Here is a 16,719-nt window from a genome sequence, read left to right on the forward strand (position 1 = left end):
GCGTACGGCGTACCTAGGGCGCCTAAGGCCCGCTGGGAGGCGGACATAGGGAGGAGTTCCGATGTGCGCACCTACCTCAGACGAGCAGATTACGGGTGTCGGCAGGAAGCCGGCAGCAAACAAGGAGAAGCAGATGTTCACCGTAGACACCGCCAAGGCAGAGGTCGACTACCGCAGGGAGCGCCTCGCCCGTGACTACCGGCACCACCGGACCACCCGGACCCGCCGGAACCTCACCCACTTGTTCGGCCGGAAAGCCTGAAGGGAGGCACACCATGTACATCACACCTCAGCTGATCCAGGCGGAGACCGCCTACAAGCAGGAGCGGACCAAGCGTGAGTTCCGGGCGGGGACCCGCCGGCGTCGCGCTGAGCGGCACCAGCCGCGGTACGCGCGCAAGACCGTCCACTACACCACGGCCGCATGAGCGCCCGGACCGCCGTCCCTGATCCCGCAGCTGCGATCAGGGACGGCGTTTTCATGTCAGAGAAGCCACACCGGACGGGATGCCGTCGATTTGTGTCGGCGCCAGGGGCGAAGATGGACGACGTGCCCTGGACTTCGACACCTCTCGTCGGCCGCTCGACCGAGATGGCCGCGCTGCTGAGCGCCGTGGACGACGCCAAAACGCGTCGTGCCGGTGCCGTTCTGCTGTCCGGTGACGCCGGCGTCGGCAAGACCCGATTGCTGGACGAGGTGGCGACCGGCGCGCACGAGCGCGGCTTCGGTGTCCTGGTCGGGCACTGCACCGACTTCGGCGACGCCGGCCTGCCGTATCTGGCGTTCACCGAGATCTTCGGCCGGCTGGCCGGTGACCGGCCTGACCTGGTCGAGAGCGTGCTGACCAACTTCCCGGCGATCGGGCGGCTGCTGCCCACCCACCGCCTGATCGGCGCTCAGCCGGCGCCGCAGGACGGCCAGCTGGACCGTGCCGCGCTGTTCGACGCCGTCCTCGGCGCGTTCACCGCGCTGTCGACGAGCGAGCCGTTGCTGGTGATCATCGAGGACGCGCACTGGGCCGACGACTCGACCCGGGACCTGATCGGTTTCCTGATCACCCGGCTGACCTCGCAGCGCCTGGCCCTGGTCGTCTCCTACCGCAGTGACGACCTGCACCGACGGCATCCGTTGCGCCGCCCGATCGCCGAGTGGTCCCGCAACCCGCGGGTGCGGCGGGTCAACCTGCTCCCCCTGGACGCCGACGAGTCCCGCGTCCTGCTGAATTCGCTGATCACCGAGCCGCTCCCGGAGACCGAAGTACGGCGCATCCTCGACCGCGCCGGCGGGAACGCGTTCTTCACCGAGGAACTGGTCGCCGCGGCGTCGATGGGCGACGGCGACGCCGTGCCTCCGGATCTGGCCGATCTGCTGCTGGTCAGGCTCGACCCGTTGTCCGACGGGGCCCGGCAACTCGCCAAGGTGATCGCGGTCGCGGGCCGGCGCGTCCCGCACGATCTGCTCACGGCCGTCGCCGACCTGCCCGACCGCGAGCTCGACGACGCGCTGCGTGAGCTGATCGACGCCCACATCATCGACGTACCGACCAGCGATCGGTACTACTTCCGCCACGCCCTGCTGGCCGAGGCTGTATACGACGACCTCCTGCCCGGTGAGCGGGTCCGCCAGCACTCGGCGTACGTCCAGGCGCTGAAGGACCAGACCGTCGCGGGTACGGCGGCCGAGCTCGCCGGACACGCCACCCGGTCGCACGACCTGGCGACCGCGTTTGAGGCGCGCGTGCGGGCCGGCCAGGAGGCGATCTCGGTCGCCGCTCCGCAGGAGGCCCTGAAGCACTACGAGATGGCCCTCGAGCTGTTCCCGAACGCCTCGCCGGACAACACGATCGACAAGACCTGGCTGATCGTCGACACCGCGTTGGCGGCCACACTGTCCTCACAGCACCTGCGGGCGCTCAAGCTACTCCGGAAGGCGCTCGCGGATCTGCCTCCCGACGCGCCCAAGCTGCAGCGCGCCCAGTTGTTGCTGCCGCTGGCGGACATCGCGCTGATCATCGACCAGGATCAGGAGGCGAACGAAGCGGTCTCGCAGGCGCTCAAGCTGGTGCACGACGAGCCGTCCACCGTCTTCAAGGCCCAGGTCGCCTCGCTGTACGCGCGGGTGTCCGACGCGCTCGGCCGTCCGCTGGAGGCCGAACGCTGGGCGCACAAGGCGCTGGAGATCGCTCGCGAGGCCGGGCAGGAGTCCGCGGCCAGTGACGCCGGCATCACGCTCGCCCAGCTGCGCCGCCGGGCCGGTGATCCGGAGACCGCCGCGAAGCAGCTGGAGGAGGCCGCCGTCCGGGCACAACTCCTCGGAGACCCGGCCGCCGAGGTGCGGAGCCGGTTCCTGCTCGGGTCGACGCATTACGAGCAGGGCGATCTGCTCAACGCGAAGTCCGCGCTGGCGTTCGCGACGAAGCGCGCCGGCGAGCTCGGCCGGCAGTGGGCGGCGTACGGGTTCGACGCGCGGCGGATGCTGGCGCTGACACAGTTCATCCTCGGCGAGTGGAACGACGCGACCGAGACGGCTCGGACGGACTCGATGACTCCGGCCGCGGCCGGAGCGGCGCTGCGGGCGGTGGAGTTCGCCGTCCGGGGCGGGCGCGGTGATACCGCCGTCGCTGAGGAGCTCGAGCGGATGCGCAAGTGGTGGGACCTCGACGTGATGCTGCCGATCCTCGGTCTGCAGCCGGCGGTCGACGCCTACCGGCAGCTGGATCAGCCCGCCGAGGCGGAGAAGCTGATCACCGACGTGTCCGCGCTGTGTGCCGACATCTTCCAGAGCGAGTGGTTCCTCGCCCGGATCCGGTTCGCCACGCTCGGGTTGCAACTGTTGTGCCATCGAGCGGTCGGCGAGCCGGCGGCCGCTGAGGCCCTGGTCGCACGCGGCGCCGAGTTGCTCGCCAGGGGGCAGGCGACGGCGGAGAAGGGTCTGCCGCCTGGCCGGTTGATGGGCGTGGAGGGACTGGCCTGGCTGGCGCGGCTGGAGTCGGAGTGGGAGCGGCTTCGGTGGCTGGCCGGGATCGACCCGCCGACACCTGAGGAACACGTGGCCGCGTGGGAGCGGACCGTGGACGCCTTCGGGTACGGATACATCTTCGAGCAGGCCTGGTCGCGGGTGCGGTTGTCGGCCGCGTTGCGCGCTGCCGGCCGGGTTGCCGAGGCCAACGAGCAGGCCACACTGGCCGCCCAGGTGGGTCGCGAGCTGGGCGCCAAGCCGTTGCTTGACGAGATCGGTGGCGTCGACACGGGTGGCGCGGGTGCGCTGACGTCGCGGGAGACCGAAGTACTGGCGCTGCTGGCCGAGGGGCGGACCAACCGGCAGCTGGCGCGCGAGCTGTACATCAGCGAGAAGACGGTCAGCGTGCACGTCTCGAACATCCTGGCCAAGCTGGGCGTTCGCTCCCGCACCGAAGCGGCCGCGGTAGCCCGCCGCGACGGCCTGCTGGATCAGTAGACCTACCCACGGCCGCTCACCTTCGGCGCTGTGCGGGCCACCGAACGTGAGCGGCACTGGGCGGAACCCGGGTGGGGACCGGGCGATCGCGGTTGTTGGTGCTAGCCGTGCTTGCGGTGCCGGTCGGGCTCGGGCGGCACGCGGCGCTCCCGGGCTCGAGCGAGCTCGTCACGGGGAAGGTCTGTGCGGCGGTGCTGCGACGGACGGTCGAGACGGACGATGTCGTCGAAGACCTCGCGGGCGTGCCGCATTCGCACCGCGGCCAGCAGCACCAGCCCGGTCGCCGCGAGTGCAATCAACACCCACAGTTGCCACGACATAGCCTCACCACCCCGTACTCACCCCGTATCCCCGCGTAATCACCATAACCCCGAACCGACCGCTTGGCGACCAGCTGTACGCATTCTGTTATCCCCGAGCGATTCAAACTCGCGTTTGTTGCCCACTGCAATCACATACGGTGATCGAGCAACGAAGTCGGGACTCCGAACGCACCTACTCTCAGTTATCGCGGGGCGGGACTCACTTACCTCGCCAAAGATACGTCGCACGACGAGCGCCTGGTTCAGATACGCCGCGCGACGAAGACTTGGTTCCCGCAACGCCGGCTTTTCATGCACTCCCCCGCAGCCGCCATATGCTCGGGCCGGTGAAGGTTCTCTCTGCCGAAGACGTCCGCCGTGCGGTTCCGATGAGTATGGCGATCGACGCGGTGCGGGACGCGTTCCGGGAGCTCGCCGCGGGGAACTTCGTGCTCCCGCCGCGGCAGATCTTCGGGGACGGGACGGTGCTGGTGATGTCGGCGTACCACTCGCCGACCGGGACCGCGGTGGTGAAGAAGATCGGCATCGCGCTCGACCAGGTGCCGGCGATCCGGGCGACCGTGATCTGGACCGGCGCCGGCGAGCAACTCGTCGCCGACGGCAGCTCGATCACCACCTTGCGGACCGGCGCGGTCGTCGGGGTCGCCACCGACCTGCTCGCATCGGCTGACGCGTCTCGCCTCACGCTGATCGGGACCGGCGCTCAGGCTCCCGACCAGGTCCGCGCGGTCCTCGCCGTACGACGGATCGCCGCGGTCACCGTCACCGGACGCTCGGCCGATCGCGCGGCGGCCCTCAGCCGAGAGCTGGCCGACGAGTTCCCCGACGTGAAGTTCACCCCGAGTACGTCGATCGACGAGGCGATCGCCGACACCGACATCGTCTGCTGCGCCACCTCGTCGGCCACCCCACTCTTCACCGCCGACGCTCTCCCGGCCCGCGTTCACGTCAACGCCATCGGCGCCTTCCGCCCCACCATGCGCGAACTCCCCCGCGACCTCCTCACCACCGCGACCACAGTGCTCGTCGACCAGCGGGAAGCCGCACTCGAAGAATCCGGCGAGATCGTCGACGCCATCACTTCAGGCGAACTGAAGACCACGGACTTGGTCGAACTCGGCCCCGCCCTGTCGGCGCCCCCACCCGCGACCGGCCGCACCGTCTTCAAGTCCGTCGGCATCGGCCCCCAAGACTGGGCCATCGCCGCAGCCCTCGCCCGCGCCTAGACGACAGACGCGGCTCAGGTCCAGCGGAGGACGCCCTTGCGGTAGGCGTAGAGGAGGCCCACCGCAACGAAGGCCAGGAAGACGAACATCTCGATCAGCGTCGCGAACCCCAGTTCGGCGAAGATGGTCGCCCAGGGGAACAGGTAGATCGCGTCGACGGCGAAGATCACGTACAGGTAGGCGAACAGGTAGTACCTGATGTGGACCTGCGCCCAACCCTCGCCGACCGGGTCGACGCCCGACTCGTAGGTCTTGAGCTTGCCCTCGGTCGGATAGGTGACGGTGAGCGCCTTGTTCAGCGCGAGGGCACCGAGTAGCCCGACCAGGCCGAGCGCGACCACCGCGAGGACGACGCCATAGCTCTCCGACACGGACAGCAGCTTAGTTGGTACAGAGCAGGATCGAGTCGACCGCGACGTACGGACCGTAGCCGGAGCGAACGTCGGCGACCTGCAAGCGCAGCCGGGTCACGCCGAGGATCTTGTAGTTGAGCCAGGTCTCGGTCTCCTGCTTCTGCAGCACCGAGGTCATCGCCTTGATCCCGTTGTGCAGCGACACCCGGACGGTCCCGTCGGTCAGGTTGCCGAGCCAGTTCCGCACGTAGCTGCAGCCGGTCGAGTCGACCTCACCCCAGACGTAGCCGCCCCGGTCGGCCAGCAGGTCGGCCTCGGCCCGCCGTGGCCCCTCCTTCGGCGGCACGATGTTGAACTGCGGCTGACCCTGACCACCCGCGGCGAGCAGCCCCTTCTTGAAGATCCCGCGCCACACGTAGTGCTTGAAGCTGATCATCGGCGAGATGGCCGCCCCGTACGGCGCTTGCGCACCGATCGCGATGCGATACGTCCGGACCGACCCCGGCTGGACGGTGATGATCGTCACGCTGGTGCCGGACGAGTACCCGTGCGCGACCTCCCGCCACCGCTTGGCGGACGGGATCCACTGGTGCAGCGGGATCCGGGTCCCGGTCTTCGGCGCCGGCGAGAGCGTGCCGATCACCGTGATCACGCCCTTGGTCGCGTCCGTCGTCCGGATGCTGTAGATCTTCGCGGTCCGCGGTGTCGCGGTCACGGACGCCGGCACCACCGCGACCGCCGTACTGCCGAGACTCAGCGCACTGTCCGCCGGGGCCGCCGGAGCCGCGCATCCGGCCAGCCCGAAGGCCAGCAGCGCGACAAGAACACGGCTACGGCGAGGGCGAGGGCGACGGCCCATGGGACAACTCCAACCAGGTGGATCACAACTTGATGCCGACACCCTGCCGCCTCGCACTGCTGATCGCAAGCGAGCGGCTGCGCAGTGTGACGCTGGGAGATTTCGTCCTATCCCACGGATGCGGTCCTCTAACACTGCGTCCCAGGCTGTGGACCACCGGGGCTTCTGCATGGTTCTGTTCTAAGGGCGAACTAATATTGGGGTTATCGCCCTGCTGGGGGGATCGACCTGCCGCCCACCAAGCGGTAAGCCGACCCAAGCTTCGACTTGGAGATGAACAGAACAGTGACCATCGAGGTCAAGCAGCTCGACCGCGTGGTGATCCGCTTCGCCGGCGACTCCGGCGACGGGATGCAGCTCACGGGGGACAGGTTCACAGCGGAAACGGCATCGTTCGGCAATGACCTGTCGACCCTGCCCAACTTCCCCGCCGAGATCCGGGCACCAGCCGGGACTCTGCCGGGAGTGTCGTCGTTCCAGCTCCACTTCGCCGACCACGACATCCTGACGCCTGGTGATGCGCCCGATGTGCTGATCGCGATGAACCCCGCGGCCCTCAAGGCGAACCTGCGCGACGTCCCGCGCGGCGCCACCCTGATCGTCGACACCGCCGACTTCACCGCCCGCAACCTGAAGCGGATCGGGTACGACGAGAACCCGCTGGAGACCGGCGAGCTCGACGGCTATCACGTCGTACCGCTGAACCTGACCGGCATGACGGTGGAGTCGGTCAAGGAGTTCGGCCTGACCCGCAAGGACGCGTCCCGGGCGAAGAACATGTACGCCCTCGGCCTGGTGTCCTGGCTGTTCCAGCGACCGATCGAGTCGACGATCACGTTCCTGGAGACCAAGTTCGCGTCGAAGCCGGCCATCCGGGACGCGAACATCGCGGCCTTCCGCGCGGGCTACAACTTCGGCGAGACCGCCGAGGAGTTCTCGGTCCGGTACGAGGTCAAGCCGGCTCACATGGCCACCGGCACCTACCGGAACATCTCCGGCAATCTCGCGCTGGCGTACGGCCTGGTGGCGGGCGCCCAGCGAGCCGGCCTGCCGCTGGTGCTCGGCGCGTATCCGATCACCCCAGCGTCCGACGTACTGCATGAGCTCTCCAAGCTCAAGCGGTTCAACGTCACCACGATCCAGGCCGAGGACGAGATCGCCGGTGTCGGCGCCGCCCTGGGCGCGTCGTTCGGTGGTGCGCTCGGCGTGACCACGTCGTCCGGCCCGGGCATCAGCCTGAAGTCCGAGACGATCGGCCTCGGCGTGATGCTCGAGCTGCCGTTGGTGGTCTGCGACATCCAGCGCGCCGGCCCCTCGACCGGGATGCCGACCAAGACCGAGCAGGCCGACCTGCTGCAGGTGATGTTCGGCCGCAACGGCGAGGCGCCGCTGCCGGTGCTCGCGGCCCAGTCCCCCGCGGACTGCTTCGCGATCGCCATCGAGGCGGCCCGGATCGCGGTCACCTACCGCACCCCGGTGATCGTGCTGTCCGACGGCTATCTGGCCAACGGCTCCGAGCCGTGGCAGATCCCGGTGATCGAGGACCTGCCGACGATCGACCCGAACTTCACCCTCGAGCCGAACGCGACCAACGACAAGGGCGAGCCGGCCTACCTTCCCTACCTGCGCGACCCGGAGACCCTGGCCCGCGCCTGGGCGATCCCGGGTACGGCGGGTCTGGACCACCGGATCGGTGGTCTGGAGAAGGAGGACAAGACCGGCAACATCTCCTACGACCCGGCCAACCACGACCTGATGATCCGTACCCGGCAGGCGAAGGTGGACGGGATCGCCGTCCCGCCGATCGAGGTCGACGACCCGGACGGTACGGCGAAGGTGCTGGTGCTCGGGTGGGGTTCGACGTACGGCCCGATCGGCGCCGGTGTCCGCCGGGTCCGCAAGGTCGGCGGCAAGGTCGCGCAGGCGCACCTGCGGAACCTGAACCCGTTCCCGTCGAACCTCGGCGACCTGCTGAAGTCGTACGAGAAGGTCCTGGTGCCCGAGATGAACCTGGGCCAGCTGGCGATGCTGCTGCGGTCGAAGTACCTGGTCGACGTGGTCTCGTACGCGCAGGTCCGGGGCATGCCGCTCGGCGCGGCCGAGCTGGCCGAGGTGATCGGCAACCTGGTCGAGGAGACCGAGGGCATCGACGACGACGCCCGGCACATGGGCGAGGCCGCGGCCAGCCTGACGCACGGCGAAGCGCTGCACACCGAGCCGAACGGCCGCTCCAACGGCCAGCTGCACCACCCGGAGGGAGCACGATGAGCACGGTCGACCTCGGCCTGCCGAGTCTGCCCGGCGGCCTGCGTGGCGTACCGGCCGCGACCGAACCACAGAACCGCAAGGAGTACGTGTCGGACCAGGAGGTCCGCTGGTGCCCCGGCTGCGGTGACTACGCCGTACTCGCGGCCTTCCAGGGCTTCCTGCCCGAGCTCGGGATCAAGCGCGAGAACGTCGCGATGGTGTCCGGGATCGGCTGCTCGTCCCGGTTCCCGTACTACCTGTCGACGTACGGCATGCACTCGATCCACGGCCGCGCGCCGGCGATCGCGACCGGCCTCGCGGTGTCCCGGCCCGACCTCAGCGTGTGGGTCGTGACCGGTGACGGCGACGCGCTGTCGATCGGTGGCAACCACCTGATCCACACTCTGCGCCGCAACGTGAACATGAAGATCCTGCTGTTCAACAACCGGATCTACGGGCTGACCAAGGGCCAGTACTCGCCGACCTCCGAGCCGGGCAAGGTGACGAAGTCGACGCCGATGGGCTCGGTGGACAACCCGTTCAACCCGGTGTCGCTGGCGCTCGGCGCGGAAGCGACGTTCGTGGCCCGCACGGTCGACTCCGACCGCAAGCACCTGACCTCGGTGCTGCGCGCGGCCGCGGAACACCGGGGCACGGCGTTCGTGGAGATCTACCAGAACTGCCCGATCTTCAACGACAACGCGTTCGAGGCGTTCAAGGATCCGGAGACGCGGGACGACGCGATCATCCCGCTGGTGCACGGTGAGCCGATCCGGTTCGGCACCGACGGCCGGCTGGGTGTCGTCCGTGATGGCTTCGCTTCGCTGGCCGTGCGCGAGGTCGCCGACCTGCCTGGCGGCGAGGCGGATCTCGTTGTCCACGACGCGCACACCGAGGACCCGGCGTACGCGTTCGCCTTGTCCCGGCTGACGGACGCTGGCGTTCTGCACCGCGCTCCGATCGGCGTGTTCCGCTCGGTCGACCGCCCGGCGTACGACGACATGGTCCGGCAGCAGATCAGCACCGCTCAGGAAGCCCAGGGCACTGGGGACCTGCAGGCCCTCGTCACCGGCGCGGACACCTGGACCGTCAACTGATGCTGAGTCTTTAGCTCAGGAAGGACCCGACGGCTTTCTGAAAGCCGTCGGGATCCTCCACCCACGGGTAGTGCGCGACGCCGTCGAGCACTACCCGTTCTGCGTCCGGGAGCGCTTCGAGGAGGCTGTCGATGACGTACGGCGGCCTGAGATCGTCGGAGCCGTGGATCAGCAGCGTCGGTACGGCGACCCGTCGGCAAGCAGCCGCCCGGTCGGGCACGGTGCGGAGCTCGGCGCGGAGGGCGTCGGCGCACTCCTGGTTGGGCTCGAAGCGAGGGGTGTTGAGCCGGAGCGTGTCGCCGAGTGCGGTCGTTCGGTTGGCGAAACCCGTGGAAAAGCGGGCGATCCAGGGGTCGTCGGACGGTGTGTCCGCGAGGATCTCCGCGACGCGTTGGCGGTAGGTGGGTGGCGGGCCGTCGAGGCCGGTGCTCGAGACCAGGATCAGGTGGCTGAGGTGGTCGAGGTGCGCGTCGGCGTACTGCAGGGCGAGTGCGGCGCCCCAGGAGTGGCCGATGAGGGTGACCTGGTCGTGGCCGGTGTTCTGGCGGAATGTCTCGAGGTCGGCGACGAAGCGGGCGAGGGTGTAGGGGCCGCGGCGGTCCGAGCGGCCGCAGCCTCGTTGGTCCCAGCGGTGGATGGTGACGTCGGGCAGGGTGAGGTCCTGGAAGACGTCCCACCAGCCGGGGCCGCCGTGCACGAGTACGACGGGCGGACCGTCACCGGAGACCTCGGTCCAGAGGTGGCAGCCGTCGTCGGTCCGGGTCCAGGGTCGTCGGTCGTCGGCCGCCTGGGTCCGCGTCCAGGGTCGTCGGTCGTCGGCCGCCTGGGTCCGGAGCCGGCCGCCGTCGTCAGTCGTCGAGTGAGGCATAGACCGCGGCACGCAGCTCTCGGCGGACGGGGTAGCTGGCCGAAGGACGTAGTTGGGTGAGGAAGACGACGACAAGCTCGTCGGCCGGGGAGACGAAGAAGGCGGTCGAGGCTGCGCCGCCCCAGAAGTACTCGCCGGGTGTGCCGATGGTCTGGGCGACCACCGGATCGAGTAGCACCCCGAAGCCGAGGCCGAAGCCTTGTCCCGCCCGCTTGGTCTCACCGCCGAAGTCGGCGTACGCCGCGAGATCCTGACCGCCCGGGAGATGGTTGGTGGTCATGAACCGTAGCGTCCGCGGTCCGATGATCCGCACGCCGTCGAGCGAACCGCCACCGGCCAGCATGCGCGTGAACCGCAGGTAGTCCCCCGCCGTCGACACCAGCCCGGCGACCCCGGACAGGAACGACCGCGGCCGGGTGTAGGCACTCGTCAGCGGATCATCGATGAGCCTGAAGCCACCGTCGTCGTACGCATAGTTCGCGGCGAGCCGGGAACTGCTTGCCTCAGGCACCGAAAACCCGGTGTCGACCATCCCGAGCGGGTCGAAGATCCTGGTCCGCAGATAGCGATCCAGCGGCAGCCCGCTGATCACCTCGCACAGCAACCCGACCAGGTCGGTGGAGATCCCGTAGATCCAGCGCGACCCCGGATCCGCCTGCAGCGGAAGCCCGGCCAGCCGCGCCGGCAGCTCCGACAGTGATGCGTCCGAATCCATGCCGGTCAGCCCAGCCTCTTGGTACATCAAGCTGACTGGATGTTTGCCGTTCGACGCCGCGAGCCCGGATGTGTGCATCAGCAGGTCTCGCACCGTCATCTCGCGATCCGACTCCCGCAGGCCACCGTCGTCGTGCACCTTCGGCCGGCCGAGTGCGGGCAGGTACTTCACCACCGGATCGTCCAGCTGGAACAGGCCGTCTTCGTAGAGCTGCATCAGCCCGAGACTCACGATCGGCTTGGTCATCGAGTAGATACGGAAGATCGTGTCCGGGCGCATCGCGCGATCCCGCTCGGCGTCGGCCCGCCCGTACGCGTCGAACAGCAGCACCTCGTCCCGATGGGCGACGACGGTCACCGTGCCCGGATACCGTCCCGCGTCGACGTACCGCCGTACCACCGCGGCGACTCGCTCCATCAGTTCTCCTCTGTAACAAACATTTCAGAGAAGACGATAGCTGGAATAGATGCTACACGGCAATGGCTCGCGAATCTTCAGAGGAGCTCGGTGAGCGTGATCCCGGCGGCGCGGTCCAGGTGCCGTGCGGTCAGACCCGCGGCCTGTGCGGCCACGACGTCCAGTTCGAGGTTGTCGCCGATCATCAGCGTGTCCGCCGGATCCACGCCCAGCGCCGCGCAGGTGAGCAGGTACGCCTCCGGCATCGGCTTGCTGACGCCGAGGGACTCCGACGTACAGACGACGTCGACGAGGTCGGCCAGCCCGATCGCGGCCAGTTTCGCGTTCTGCTGCGTCGTGCTCCCGTTGGTCAGTACGCCGATCCGCCAACCGTTGCTGCGGGCAACTTCCAGCGCGGCCCGGGCGTCCGCGAACGCGGTCCAGCTGCCCTGATAGTGGCGCAGGTAGCCAGTGAACAGCTGGTCCAGCTCCGCGTCGGTCGACGGTACCGGATGATCGATCAGCGGCAGGAAGTCGCGGAGCCGGCCGCGGCGCTGACCTTGGTGGGTGAGCGCACCGGCCAGCCACTGCGGGTAGATGCGGTCCTCGATCACGAACCACTGCGCGACCAGTTCGTCGGAGGGCGTGCCACCGAGCTCCGGGATCCACGCGCGGATCGCGTACGTCGCCGACCCGATGTGGTCGAACAGGGTGTCGTCCAGGTCGAAGATGACCGCCTTCACGCCCGAACCACCGAGTCCCGGTTCAGCTCGCGATGGTTCGCGTACCCGGCCAGCGCCAGCGTGAGGTCGAGCTCCGCCAGGAAGCACCGCAGAACATGCTCGACCCCCGCCTGCCCAGCCAGCGCGAGACCGTAGAGCAGCGGACGACCGAGCAGCACCGCCTTCGCACCAAGCGCGAGCGCCTTCGCCGCATCGGCACCAGTCCGTACGCCGGAATCGAACAGGACCGTCAGTTGCTCCCCCACCGCATCCGCGATCGCCGGCAACGCATCCAGCGAGGCGATCGCGCCATCCACCTGACGGCCACCGTGGTTCGAGACCACGATGCCATCCACACCGTGCTCGGCCGCGAGCTTGGCGTCCTCGACGGCGGTGATCCCCTTCAGCACGATCGGGCCATCCCAGTTGTCGCGCAGGAACGAGAGGTCGTCCCAGGCCAGGCCGACGTTCGGGAACATCTGCGCCCACTGCATCACCGCCGCACCCGGATCCTCGGCGACCGGCTTGGCCAGCTTCGACTGGAACGCCGGGTCACTGAAGTAGTTCGCCAGCCCTTCACCCTTCAGGAACGGCAGGAACCCGCGGTCCAGATCGGCCGGCCGCCAGCCGATCGTTCCGGTGTCGAGGGTGACGACGAGTACGCCGTACCCGCTGGCTTTCGCGCGGTGGAGGAAGCTCAGGCAGACGTCGCGGTCGGTCGGGTAGTACAGCTGGAACCACTTGTTGCTCGCCTCGATCTGCTCGATCGCGTGGCTGGCCTGGGTGGAGTGCGTGTAGGTCAGGCCGAGGGTGTCGGCGGCGCGGGCTGTCGCGAGCTCGCCGTCGGCGTGGGCCAAGGTCTGGACACCGATCGGTGCGACCAGCACCGGCGCGGGCATCGCCGTACCGAGGACGGTGCAGGAGAGGTCGCGTTCGGTGCTGCCGCGGAGCATCCGGGGCACCAGCCGCCAGCGATCGAACGCCACCTGGTTGGCTCGCGCCGTCGCTCCGCTGCCCGCGCTCGGCACGATGTACCCCATCGCCTCCACCGGTAGCTTCCCGGCGGCTTGCGACTCCAGCCGGGCCAGGTCGGTCGTGATCTCCGGCCGCGTCCCCTGCAACATCCCTTGCAAGTAGATCTGCAGCTGAAAGTCCCCAAAGTTGGCCATGCCGGATGCTCCCACAACGCCATGACATCCGTCAGCCGTGGATCGGGATGGATCGCATCGGTAGGCACTCTCGCCGGCCGCGAGAGTTGTCAGCGTGACCGATGAGAGAGGTGTGGGAGTGATGAAGCGGACCCTGCCGGCGCTTGGACTGTTCTTCCTGTCGCCGTTGGTAGCCGAGTTCCTGCTGGGGAACATCCCGATCAGCAAGCTGTTCGCGCTGCTGTTCCTGGCACCGGGATCGTCGCGACCACGGCCTTCGGGATGAGCAGTGACTCGTTCGTCGCGTCACCGGCCCAGTTCGCCGGCGTCGGCGTCGGGATCGTCGTACTCGTTGCCCTCGGCGCCTGGATCGGTGGCCGCGCACCTCGTCACACTGCCGGTACGGCGCCGAAGGCCTGGCTGGTCGGGATCACCGGCCTGGTGCTGACCTCGGCGTTCATGCTGGTGGACGATCTGGTCTCGAACGGGTGGCTCGAGGCCGGCCTGATTGCGGCGATCCAGGTCCTCGGGGCGATCGTGATCGTGCGCTGGTCCCGGCGTACCGGCTGGACTCAGCTGCATTCGCTCGCCCTCGCGGGTGGTGCGCTGCTCACCTACGCGTGGCACGCGTTCCCCGAGGCGCCGGTGATGGATGCCTCGCACACGGTCGACCTGATCGGGAACGCGGTCTTCGCCCTGTTGGCGGTGATCCTGCTGGTGAATGCGACAATCAGCCGTGAAAAGTTCGGTGACTCCTGACACTCGCATCACCACGCGGCACGTCGGGCTGGCGTTGTTCGCGCTGGCGACCGGTGGTTTCGCGATCGGGACCACCGAGTTCGTCACGATGGGGCTGCTGCCGCAGATCGCCGACGGGGTGAACATCTCGATCCCGACGGCCGGCCACGTCATCTCGGCGTACGCGCTGGGCGTCGTGGTCGGCGCGCCCTTGATCGCAGCCTTGGCCGCGAGGACCGGGCGGAAGCGGTTGCTGCTCGGGCTGATGGCCGTCTTCGTGCTCGGCAACGTACTCTCGGCCGTTGCCTCCAGCTACGAGTTCCTGATGGCCGCCCGGTTCCTGACCGGCCTGCCGCACGGCGCGTTCTTCGGGATCGGCGCGGTCGTCGGCGCCTCGCTGGTGCCGGCCAACCGGCGGGCCTGGGCGGTCTCGATGTCGATGCTCGGACTCCCGGTCGCCAACATCATCGGCGTACCGGTCACCACGCTGATGGGCCAGCGGCTCGGCTGGCAGGCGCCGTTTCTCGCGGTCGGCGTACTCGGACTGCTCACCCTGGTTGCGGTCTGGTTCTGGGTCGCACCGCAGCCGGTCGGCAGTGACGTCAACATCCGCAGCGAACTGAGTGCGCTGTCCCGGCCGCAGGTGTGGATGGCCCTGCTGGTCGGGATGGTCGGCTTCGGCGGCATGTTCGCCACCTACTCCTACATCACCCCGACGATGACGGAACTGGCCGGTTTCTCCGAGGCCGCGGTCACCATCGTGCTGGCTGTGTACGGCATAGGTATGACGTGCGGGACCGTGGTCGGCGGCCGGCTCGCCGACCGCAACCTGATGGCGAGCGTGTACGGCGGACTGGTCGCGGTCGGCGTGGTCCTCGGTACGTTCGGGTGGCTGGCGCAGTCCAAGCCGGGTGCGTTGATCGGGGTGTTCGCGATGGGCTTCTCGGCCAGCATCCTGGTCCCGGCGCTGCAGACCCGCTTGATGGACGTCGCCCACGAGGGCCAGTCGCTGGCGGCATCGCTCAACCACTCCACCCTCAACATCGCCAACGCGCTCGGGGCCTGGCTCGGCGGCGTCGTACTGGCCGCCGGCTTCGGCTACGAGTGGCCCAGCCGACTCGGCGCCGCGCTCGCCGCCGCCGGCCTGGTCCTCGCGCTGATCTCGGGTCTGATGGATCGCCGGGGGGCGAATCAGGTGCTTGCCTGAGGGTTTGATCACCAGCGACTTGGTTAGATCAAGGTATGGCGACCATGACTTTGGGCGCCGCTGACCTGGTTCGGCGGCGTGGGCTGCGGCAGATGCGGTTGGTGGCGTTGTCGCTGCTGATACTCGCCGCGGTGATCTACGTGGCCACCTTGCACCGCAGCGGCGGCTGGGCGTACCTGAACGCGGCGTCCGAGGCGGCGATGGTCGGTGCGCTGGCGGATTGGTTCGCGGTCACCGCGCTGTTCCGGCGGCCGCTGGGGCTGCCGATCCCGCACACCGCGATCGTGCCGACCCGCAAGGACAGCCTGGCCGAGAGCCTGGAGCAGTTCGTCACCGAGAACTTCCTCTCCGAACAGGTAGTCGCCGAGAAGATGCGTACCGCCGAGGTGAGCCGCCGGGCCGGTGAGTGGCTGGCCGACGGTACTCATGCCGAGCGGATCGTGGCCGAGGGCGCCCGGACCATCGGCGCGGCGTTGCCGAGACTCGGCGACGACGACGTGACCACGTTCGTCCGCGGCTCGTTGCTGCCCCGGTTCGTGCAGGAGCCGCTGAGCCCGATCGCCGGGCATTTCCTGCAGGGCGTGGTCGAAGACGGCGCCCACCACGCCCTGTTCGACCTGCTCATGGTCGAGGCGTACGACTGGCTGCGGGACAACCGCGAGCTGCTCGCCGACGTGGTCGGCCCGCGGGCGCCGCGCTGGTCACCGCAGTGGGTGAACCGGTTGGTGATCGACCGGATCCACCGCGAGGCGCTCGCCTGGCTGGCCGACGTACGGGACAACCAGTCGCACCCGGCCCGCAAGGCCATCGACCGGCTGCTCAGCCAGCTCGCCGACGACCTGCAGCACGACCCCGAGATGATGGCCCGGTTCGAGGCGTTCAAGGCCCGGATGCTCACCCATCCGGACATGGGCTCCAGCCTGACTGCCGTCTGGGACGCCGTACGCACGGCGCTGATCGAGGCGATCGCGGACCCGTCGAGCACGCTGCAGGTCCGCGCCACGGCGGCCCTGCAGGATCTGGGCAAACGGCTCCAGAACGACGATGGCCTGCGCTCGAAGGTCAACGCCCGCGCCGCCGAGGCCGTCGGGTACGTCGTCCGCACCTACGGCAACGAGATCGTCTCGGTCATCTCCGACACGATCGAGCGCTGGGACGGCCGCGAAGCCTCCGCGCGGATCGAACTGCACGTCGGCCGCGACCTGCAGTTCATCCGCATCAACGGCACCGTCGTCGGCGCCCTCGTCGGCCTGGTCATCCACACCGTCAGCCAGCTGCTCTAGGGTCCCGGGGGGGGGGGGGGGGGGGGGGGGGGGGGGGGGGCGAAGGTAGAGAAAAGACGACAGATGAACCCACGCGGCAG

The 16,719-nt window shown here is 68.8% G+C and carries 17 protein-coding genes; 10 read left to right on the top strand and 7 right to left on the bottom strand.

All coding sequences use genetic code 11. The features are described from left to right. The first annotated feature begins 133 nt into the window (after positions 1 to 133). The 3 genes from ACZ3HV_RS08270 (at position 134) to ACZ3HV_RS08280 (ending at position 3,457) form a co-directional block, all read left to right on the top strand. Positions 134 to 262 (top strand): hypothetical protein, encoded by a 129-nt coding sequence (locus ACZ3HV_RS08270; RefSeq protein ID WP_360359684.1) that lies wholly within the window; start codon positions 134 to 136, stop codon positions 260 to 262. Between the two features lie 13 nt (positions 263 to 275). Then, entirely contained in the window at positions 276 to 428 is a 153-nt protein-coding gene (locus ACZ3HV_RS08275) for a hypothetical protein (protein WP_465682146.1), read from the top strand. Between the two features lie 113 nt (positions 429 to 541). Further along, on the top strand, positions 542 to 3,457 hold the full coding sequence (locus ACZ3HV_RS08280) for a helix-turn-helix transcriptional regulator (RefSeq protein ID WP_465682148.1): 2,916 nt from the start codon (positions 542 to 544) through the stop codon (positions 3,455 to 3,457). 101 nt (positions 3,458 to 3,558) lie between these two features. Here the strand turns inward: ACZ3HV_RS08280 and ACZ3HV_RS08285 are convergent, their stop codons facing one another. Continuing rightward, positions 3,559 to 3,777: a hypothetical protein gene (locus tag ACZ3HV_RS08285; protein ID WP_360359692.1), complete on the bottom strand. Its 219-nt coding sequence runs from the start codon at positions 3,775 to 3,777 to the stop codon at positions 3,559 to 3,561. Positions 3,778 to 4,106: 329 nt separating this feature from the next. Here ACZ3HV_RS08285 and ACZ3HV_RS08290 point away from each other — a divergent pair, with 329 nt between their 5' ends. Next, the gene (locus ACZ3HV_RS08290; protein ID WP_465682150.1) at positions 4,107 to 5,006 is read left to right on the top strand and encodes an ornithine cyclodeaminase family protein; all 900 of its coding nucleotides are present in this window, start codon (positions 4,107 to 4,109) and stop codon (positions 5,004 to 5,006) included. Positions 5,007 to 5,020: 14 nt separating this feature from the next. On the opposite strand, the gene ACZ3HV_RS08295 is transcribed toward ACZ3HV_RS08290, so the two are convergent. Together ACZ3HV_RS08295 and ACZ3HV_RS08300 are read right to left on the bottom strand one after the other, a co-directional pair. Further along, positions 5,021 to 5,377, bottom strand: a complete 357-nt coding sequence (locus ACZ3HV_RS08295; RefSeq protein ID WP_360359698.1) for an NADH-quinone oxidoreductase subunit A — start codon at positions 5,375 to 5,377, stop codon at positions 5,021 to 5,023. Between the two features lie 10 nt (positions 5,378 to 5,387). Continuing rightward, positions 5,388 to 6,218, bottom strand: coding sequence for a hypothetical protein (locus tag ACZ3HV_RS08300; RefSeq protein WP_465682152.1), 831 nt, complete (start codon positions 6,216 to 6,218; stop codon positions 5,388 to 5,390). Positions 6,219 to 6,491: 273 nt separating this feature from the next. On the opposite strand from ACZ3HV_RS08300, the gene ACZ3HV_RS08305 reads away from it, so the two are divergent. Together ACZ3HV_RS08305 and ACZ3HV_RS08310 are read left to right on the top strand one after the other, a co-directional pair. Continuing rightward, positions 6,492 to 8,486: a 2-oxoacid:acceptor oxidoreductase subunit alpha gene (locus tag ACZ3HV_RS08305; protein ID WP_465682154.1), complete on the top strand. Its 1,995-nt coding sequence runs from the start codon at positions 6,492 to 6,494 to the stop codon at positions 8,484 to 8,486. Next, a complete protein-coding gene (locus tag ACZ3HV_RS08310; RefSeq protein WP_360359706.1) occupies positions 8,483 to 9,562 on the top strand; it encodes a 2-oxoacid:ferredoxin oxidoreductase subunit beta in 1,080 nt (359 codons plus the stop codon). Before ACZ3HV_RS08305 ends, ACZ3HV_RS08310 begins: the two co-directional genes overlap by 4 nt. Before the next feature lie 10 nt (positions 9,563 to 9,572). Here ACZ3HV_RS08310 and ACZ3HV_RS08315 read toward each other — a convergent pair whose 3' ends face one another. The 4 genes from ACZ3HV_RS08315 to ACZ3HV_RS08330 all read right to left on the bottom strand — a co-directional run bounded on the left by ACZ3HV_RS08315 (position 9,573) and on the right by ACZ3HV_RS08330 (position 13,432). After that, positions 9,573 to 10,430 (bottom strand): alpha/beta fold hydrolase, encoded by an 858-nt coding sequence (locus ACZ3HV_RS08315; protein ID WP_465682156.1) that lies wholly within the window; start codon positions 10,428 to 10,430, stop codon positions 9,573 to 9,575. Then, positions 10,411 to 11,562, bottom strand: a complete 1,152-nt coding sequence (locus tag ACZ3HV_RS08320; RefSeq protein WP_465682158.1) for a serine hydrolase domain-containing protein — start codon at positions 11,560 to 11,562, stop codon at positions 10,411 to 10,413. Before ACZ3HV_RS08320 ends, ACZ3HV_RS08315 begins: the two co-directional genes overlap by 20 nt. 77 nt (positions 11,563 to 11,639) lie before the next feature. Continuing rightward, on the bottom strand, positions 11,640 to 12,284 hold the full coding sequence (locus ACZ3HV_RS08325) for an HAD family hydrolase (protein ID WP_465682160.1): 645 nt from the start codon (positions 12,282 to 12,284) through the stop codon (positions 11,640 to 11,642). Next, positions 12,281 to 13,432, bottom strand: a complete 1,152-nt coding sequence (locus ACZ3HV_RS08330) for an alpha-hydroxy-acid oxidizing protein (RefSeq protein ID WP_465682162.1) — start codon at positions 13,430 to 13,432, stop codon at positions 12,281 to 12,283. Before ACZ3HV_RS08330 ends, ACZ3HV_RS08325 begins: the two co-directional genes overlap by 4 nt. A 94-nt stretch (positions 13,433 to 13,526) precedes the next feature. On the opposite strand from ACZ3HV_RS08330, the gene ACZ3HV_RS08335 reads away from it, so the two are divergent. The 4 genes from ACZ3HV_RS08335 to ACZ3HV_RS08350 are packed head-to-tail and all read left to right on the top strand — an operon-like array spanning position 13,527 to position 16,639. Beyond that, complete coding sequence (locus ACZ3HV_RS08335) at positions 13,527 to 13,697, top strand: hypothetical protein (protein WP_465682164.1); 171 nt, start codon at positions 13,527 to 13,529, stop codon at positions 13,695 to 13,697. Further along, positions 13,694 to 14,170 carry a hypothetical protein gene (locus ACZ3HV_RS08340; protein ID WP_465682165.1) on the top strand — a complete coding sequence of 159 codons (477 nt, stop codon included), beginning with the start codon at positions 13,694 to 13,696 and terminating at the stop codon, positions 14,168 to 14,170. The genes ACZ3HV_RS08335 and ACZ3HV_RS08340 overlap by 4 nt, the downstream gene beginning before the upstream one ends. Beyond that, positions 14,160 to 15,356 (top strand): MFS transporter, encoded by a 1,197-nt coding sequence (locus ACZ3HV_RS08345; protein WP_465682167.1) that lies wholly within the window; start codon positions 14,160 to 14,162, stop codon positions 15,354 to 15,356. The genes ACZ3HV_RS08340 and ACZ3HV_RS08345 overlap by 11 nt, the downstream gene beginning before the upstream one ends. A gap of 35 nt (positions 15,357 to 15,391) precedes the next feature. Continuing rightward, the gene (locus ACZ3HV_RS08350; protein WP_465682169.1) at positions 15,392 to 16,639 is read left to right on the top strand and encodes a DUF445 domain-containing protein; all 1,248 of its coding nucleotides are present in this window, start codon (positions 15,392 to 15,394) and stop codon (positions 16,637 to 16,639) included. The last annotated feature ends 80 nt before the right edge of the window (positions 16,640 to 16,719 follow it).

The sequence above is a fragment of the Kribbella sp. NPDC020701 genome (genome assembly GCF_055562215.1).

Coding starts and splice junctions, on each gene's coding strand:
- ACZ3HV_RS08350 (WP_465682169.1), top strand. CDS start 15,392: ATGGCGACCATGACTTTGGGCGCCGCTGACCTGGTTCGGCGGCGTGGG.
- ACZ3HV_RS08340 (WP_465682165.1), top strand. CDS start 13,694: ATGAGCAGTGACTCGTTCGTCGCGTCACCGGCCCAGTTCGCCGGCGTC.
- ACZ3HV_RS08330 (WP_465682162.1), bottom strand. CDS start 13,432: ATGGCCAACTTTGGGGACTTTCAGCTGCAGATCTACTTGCAAGGGATG.
- ACZ3HV_RS08305 (WP_465682154.1), top strand. CDS start 6,492: ATGAACAGAACAGTGACCATCGAGGTCAAGCAGCTCGACCGCGTGGTG.
- ACZ3HV_RS08300 (WP_465682152.1), bottom strand. CDS start 6,218: ATGGGCCGTCGCCCTCGCCCTCGCCGTAGCCGTGTTCTTGTCGCGCTG.
- ACZ3HV_RS08280 (WP_465682148.1), top strand. CDS start 542: ATGGACGACGTGCCCTGGACTTCGACACCTCTCGTCGGCCGCTCGACC.
- ACZ3HV_RS08310 (WP_360359706.1), top strand. CDS start 8,483: ATGAGCACGGTCGACCTCGGCCTGCCGAGTCTGCCCGGCGGCCTGCGT.
- ACZ3HV_RS08320 (WP_465682158.1), bottom strand. CDS start 11,562: ATGGAGCGAGTCGCCGCGGTGGTACGGCGGTACGTCGACGCGGGACGG.
- ACZ3HV_RS08285 (WP_360359692.1), bottom strand. CDS start 3,777: ATGTCGTGGCAACTGTGGGTGTTGATTGCACTCGCGGCGACCGGGCTG.
- ACZ3HV_RS08315 (WP_465682156.1), bottom strand. CDS start 10,430: ATGCCTCACTCGACGACTGACGACGGCGGCCGGCTCCGGACCCAGGCG.
- ACZ3HV_RS08275 (WP_465682146.1), top strand. CDS start 276: ATGTACATCACACCTCAGCTGATCCAGGCGGAGACCGCCTACAAGCAG.
- ACZ3HV_RS08270 (WP_360359684.1), top strand. CDS start 134: ATGTTCACCGTAGACACCGCCAAGGCAGAGGTCGACTACCGCAGGGAG.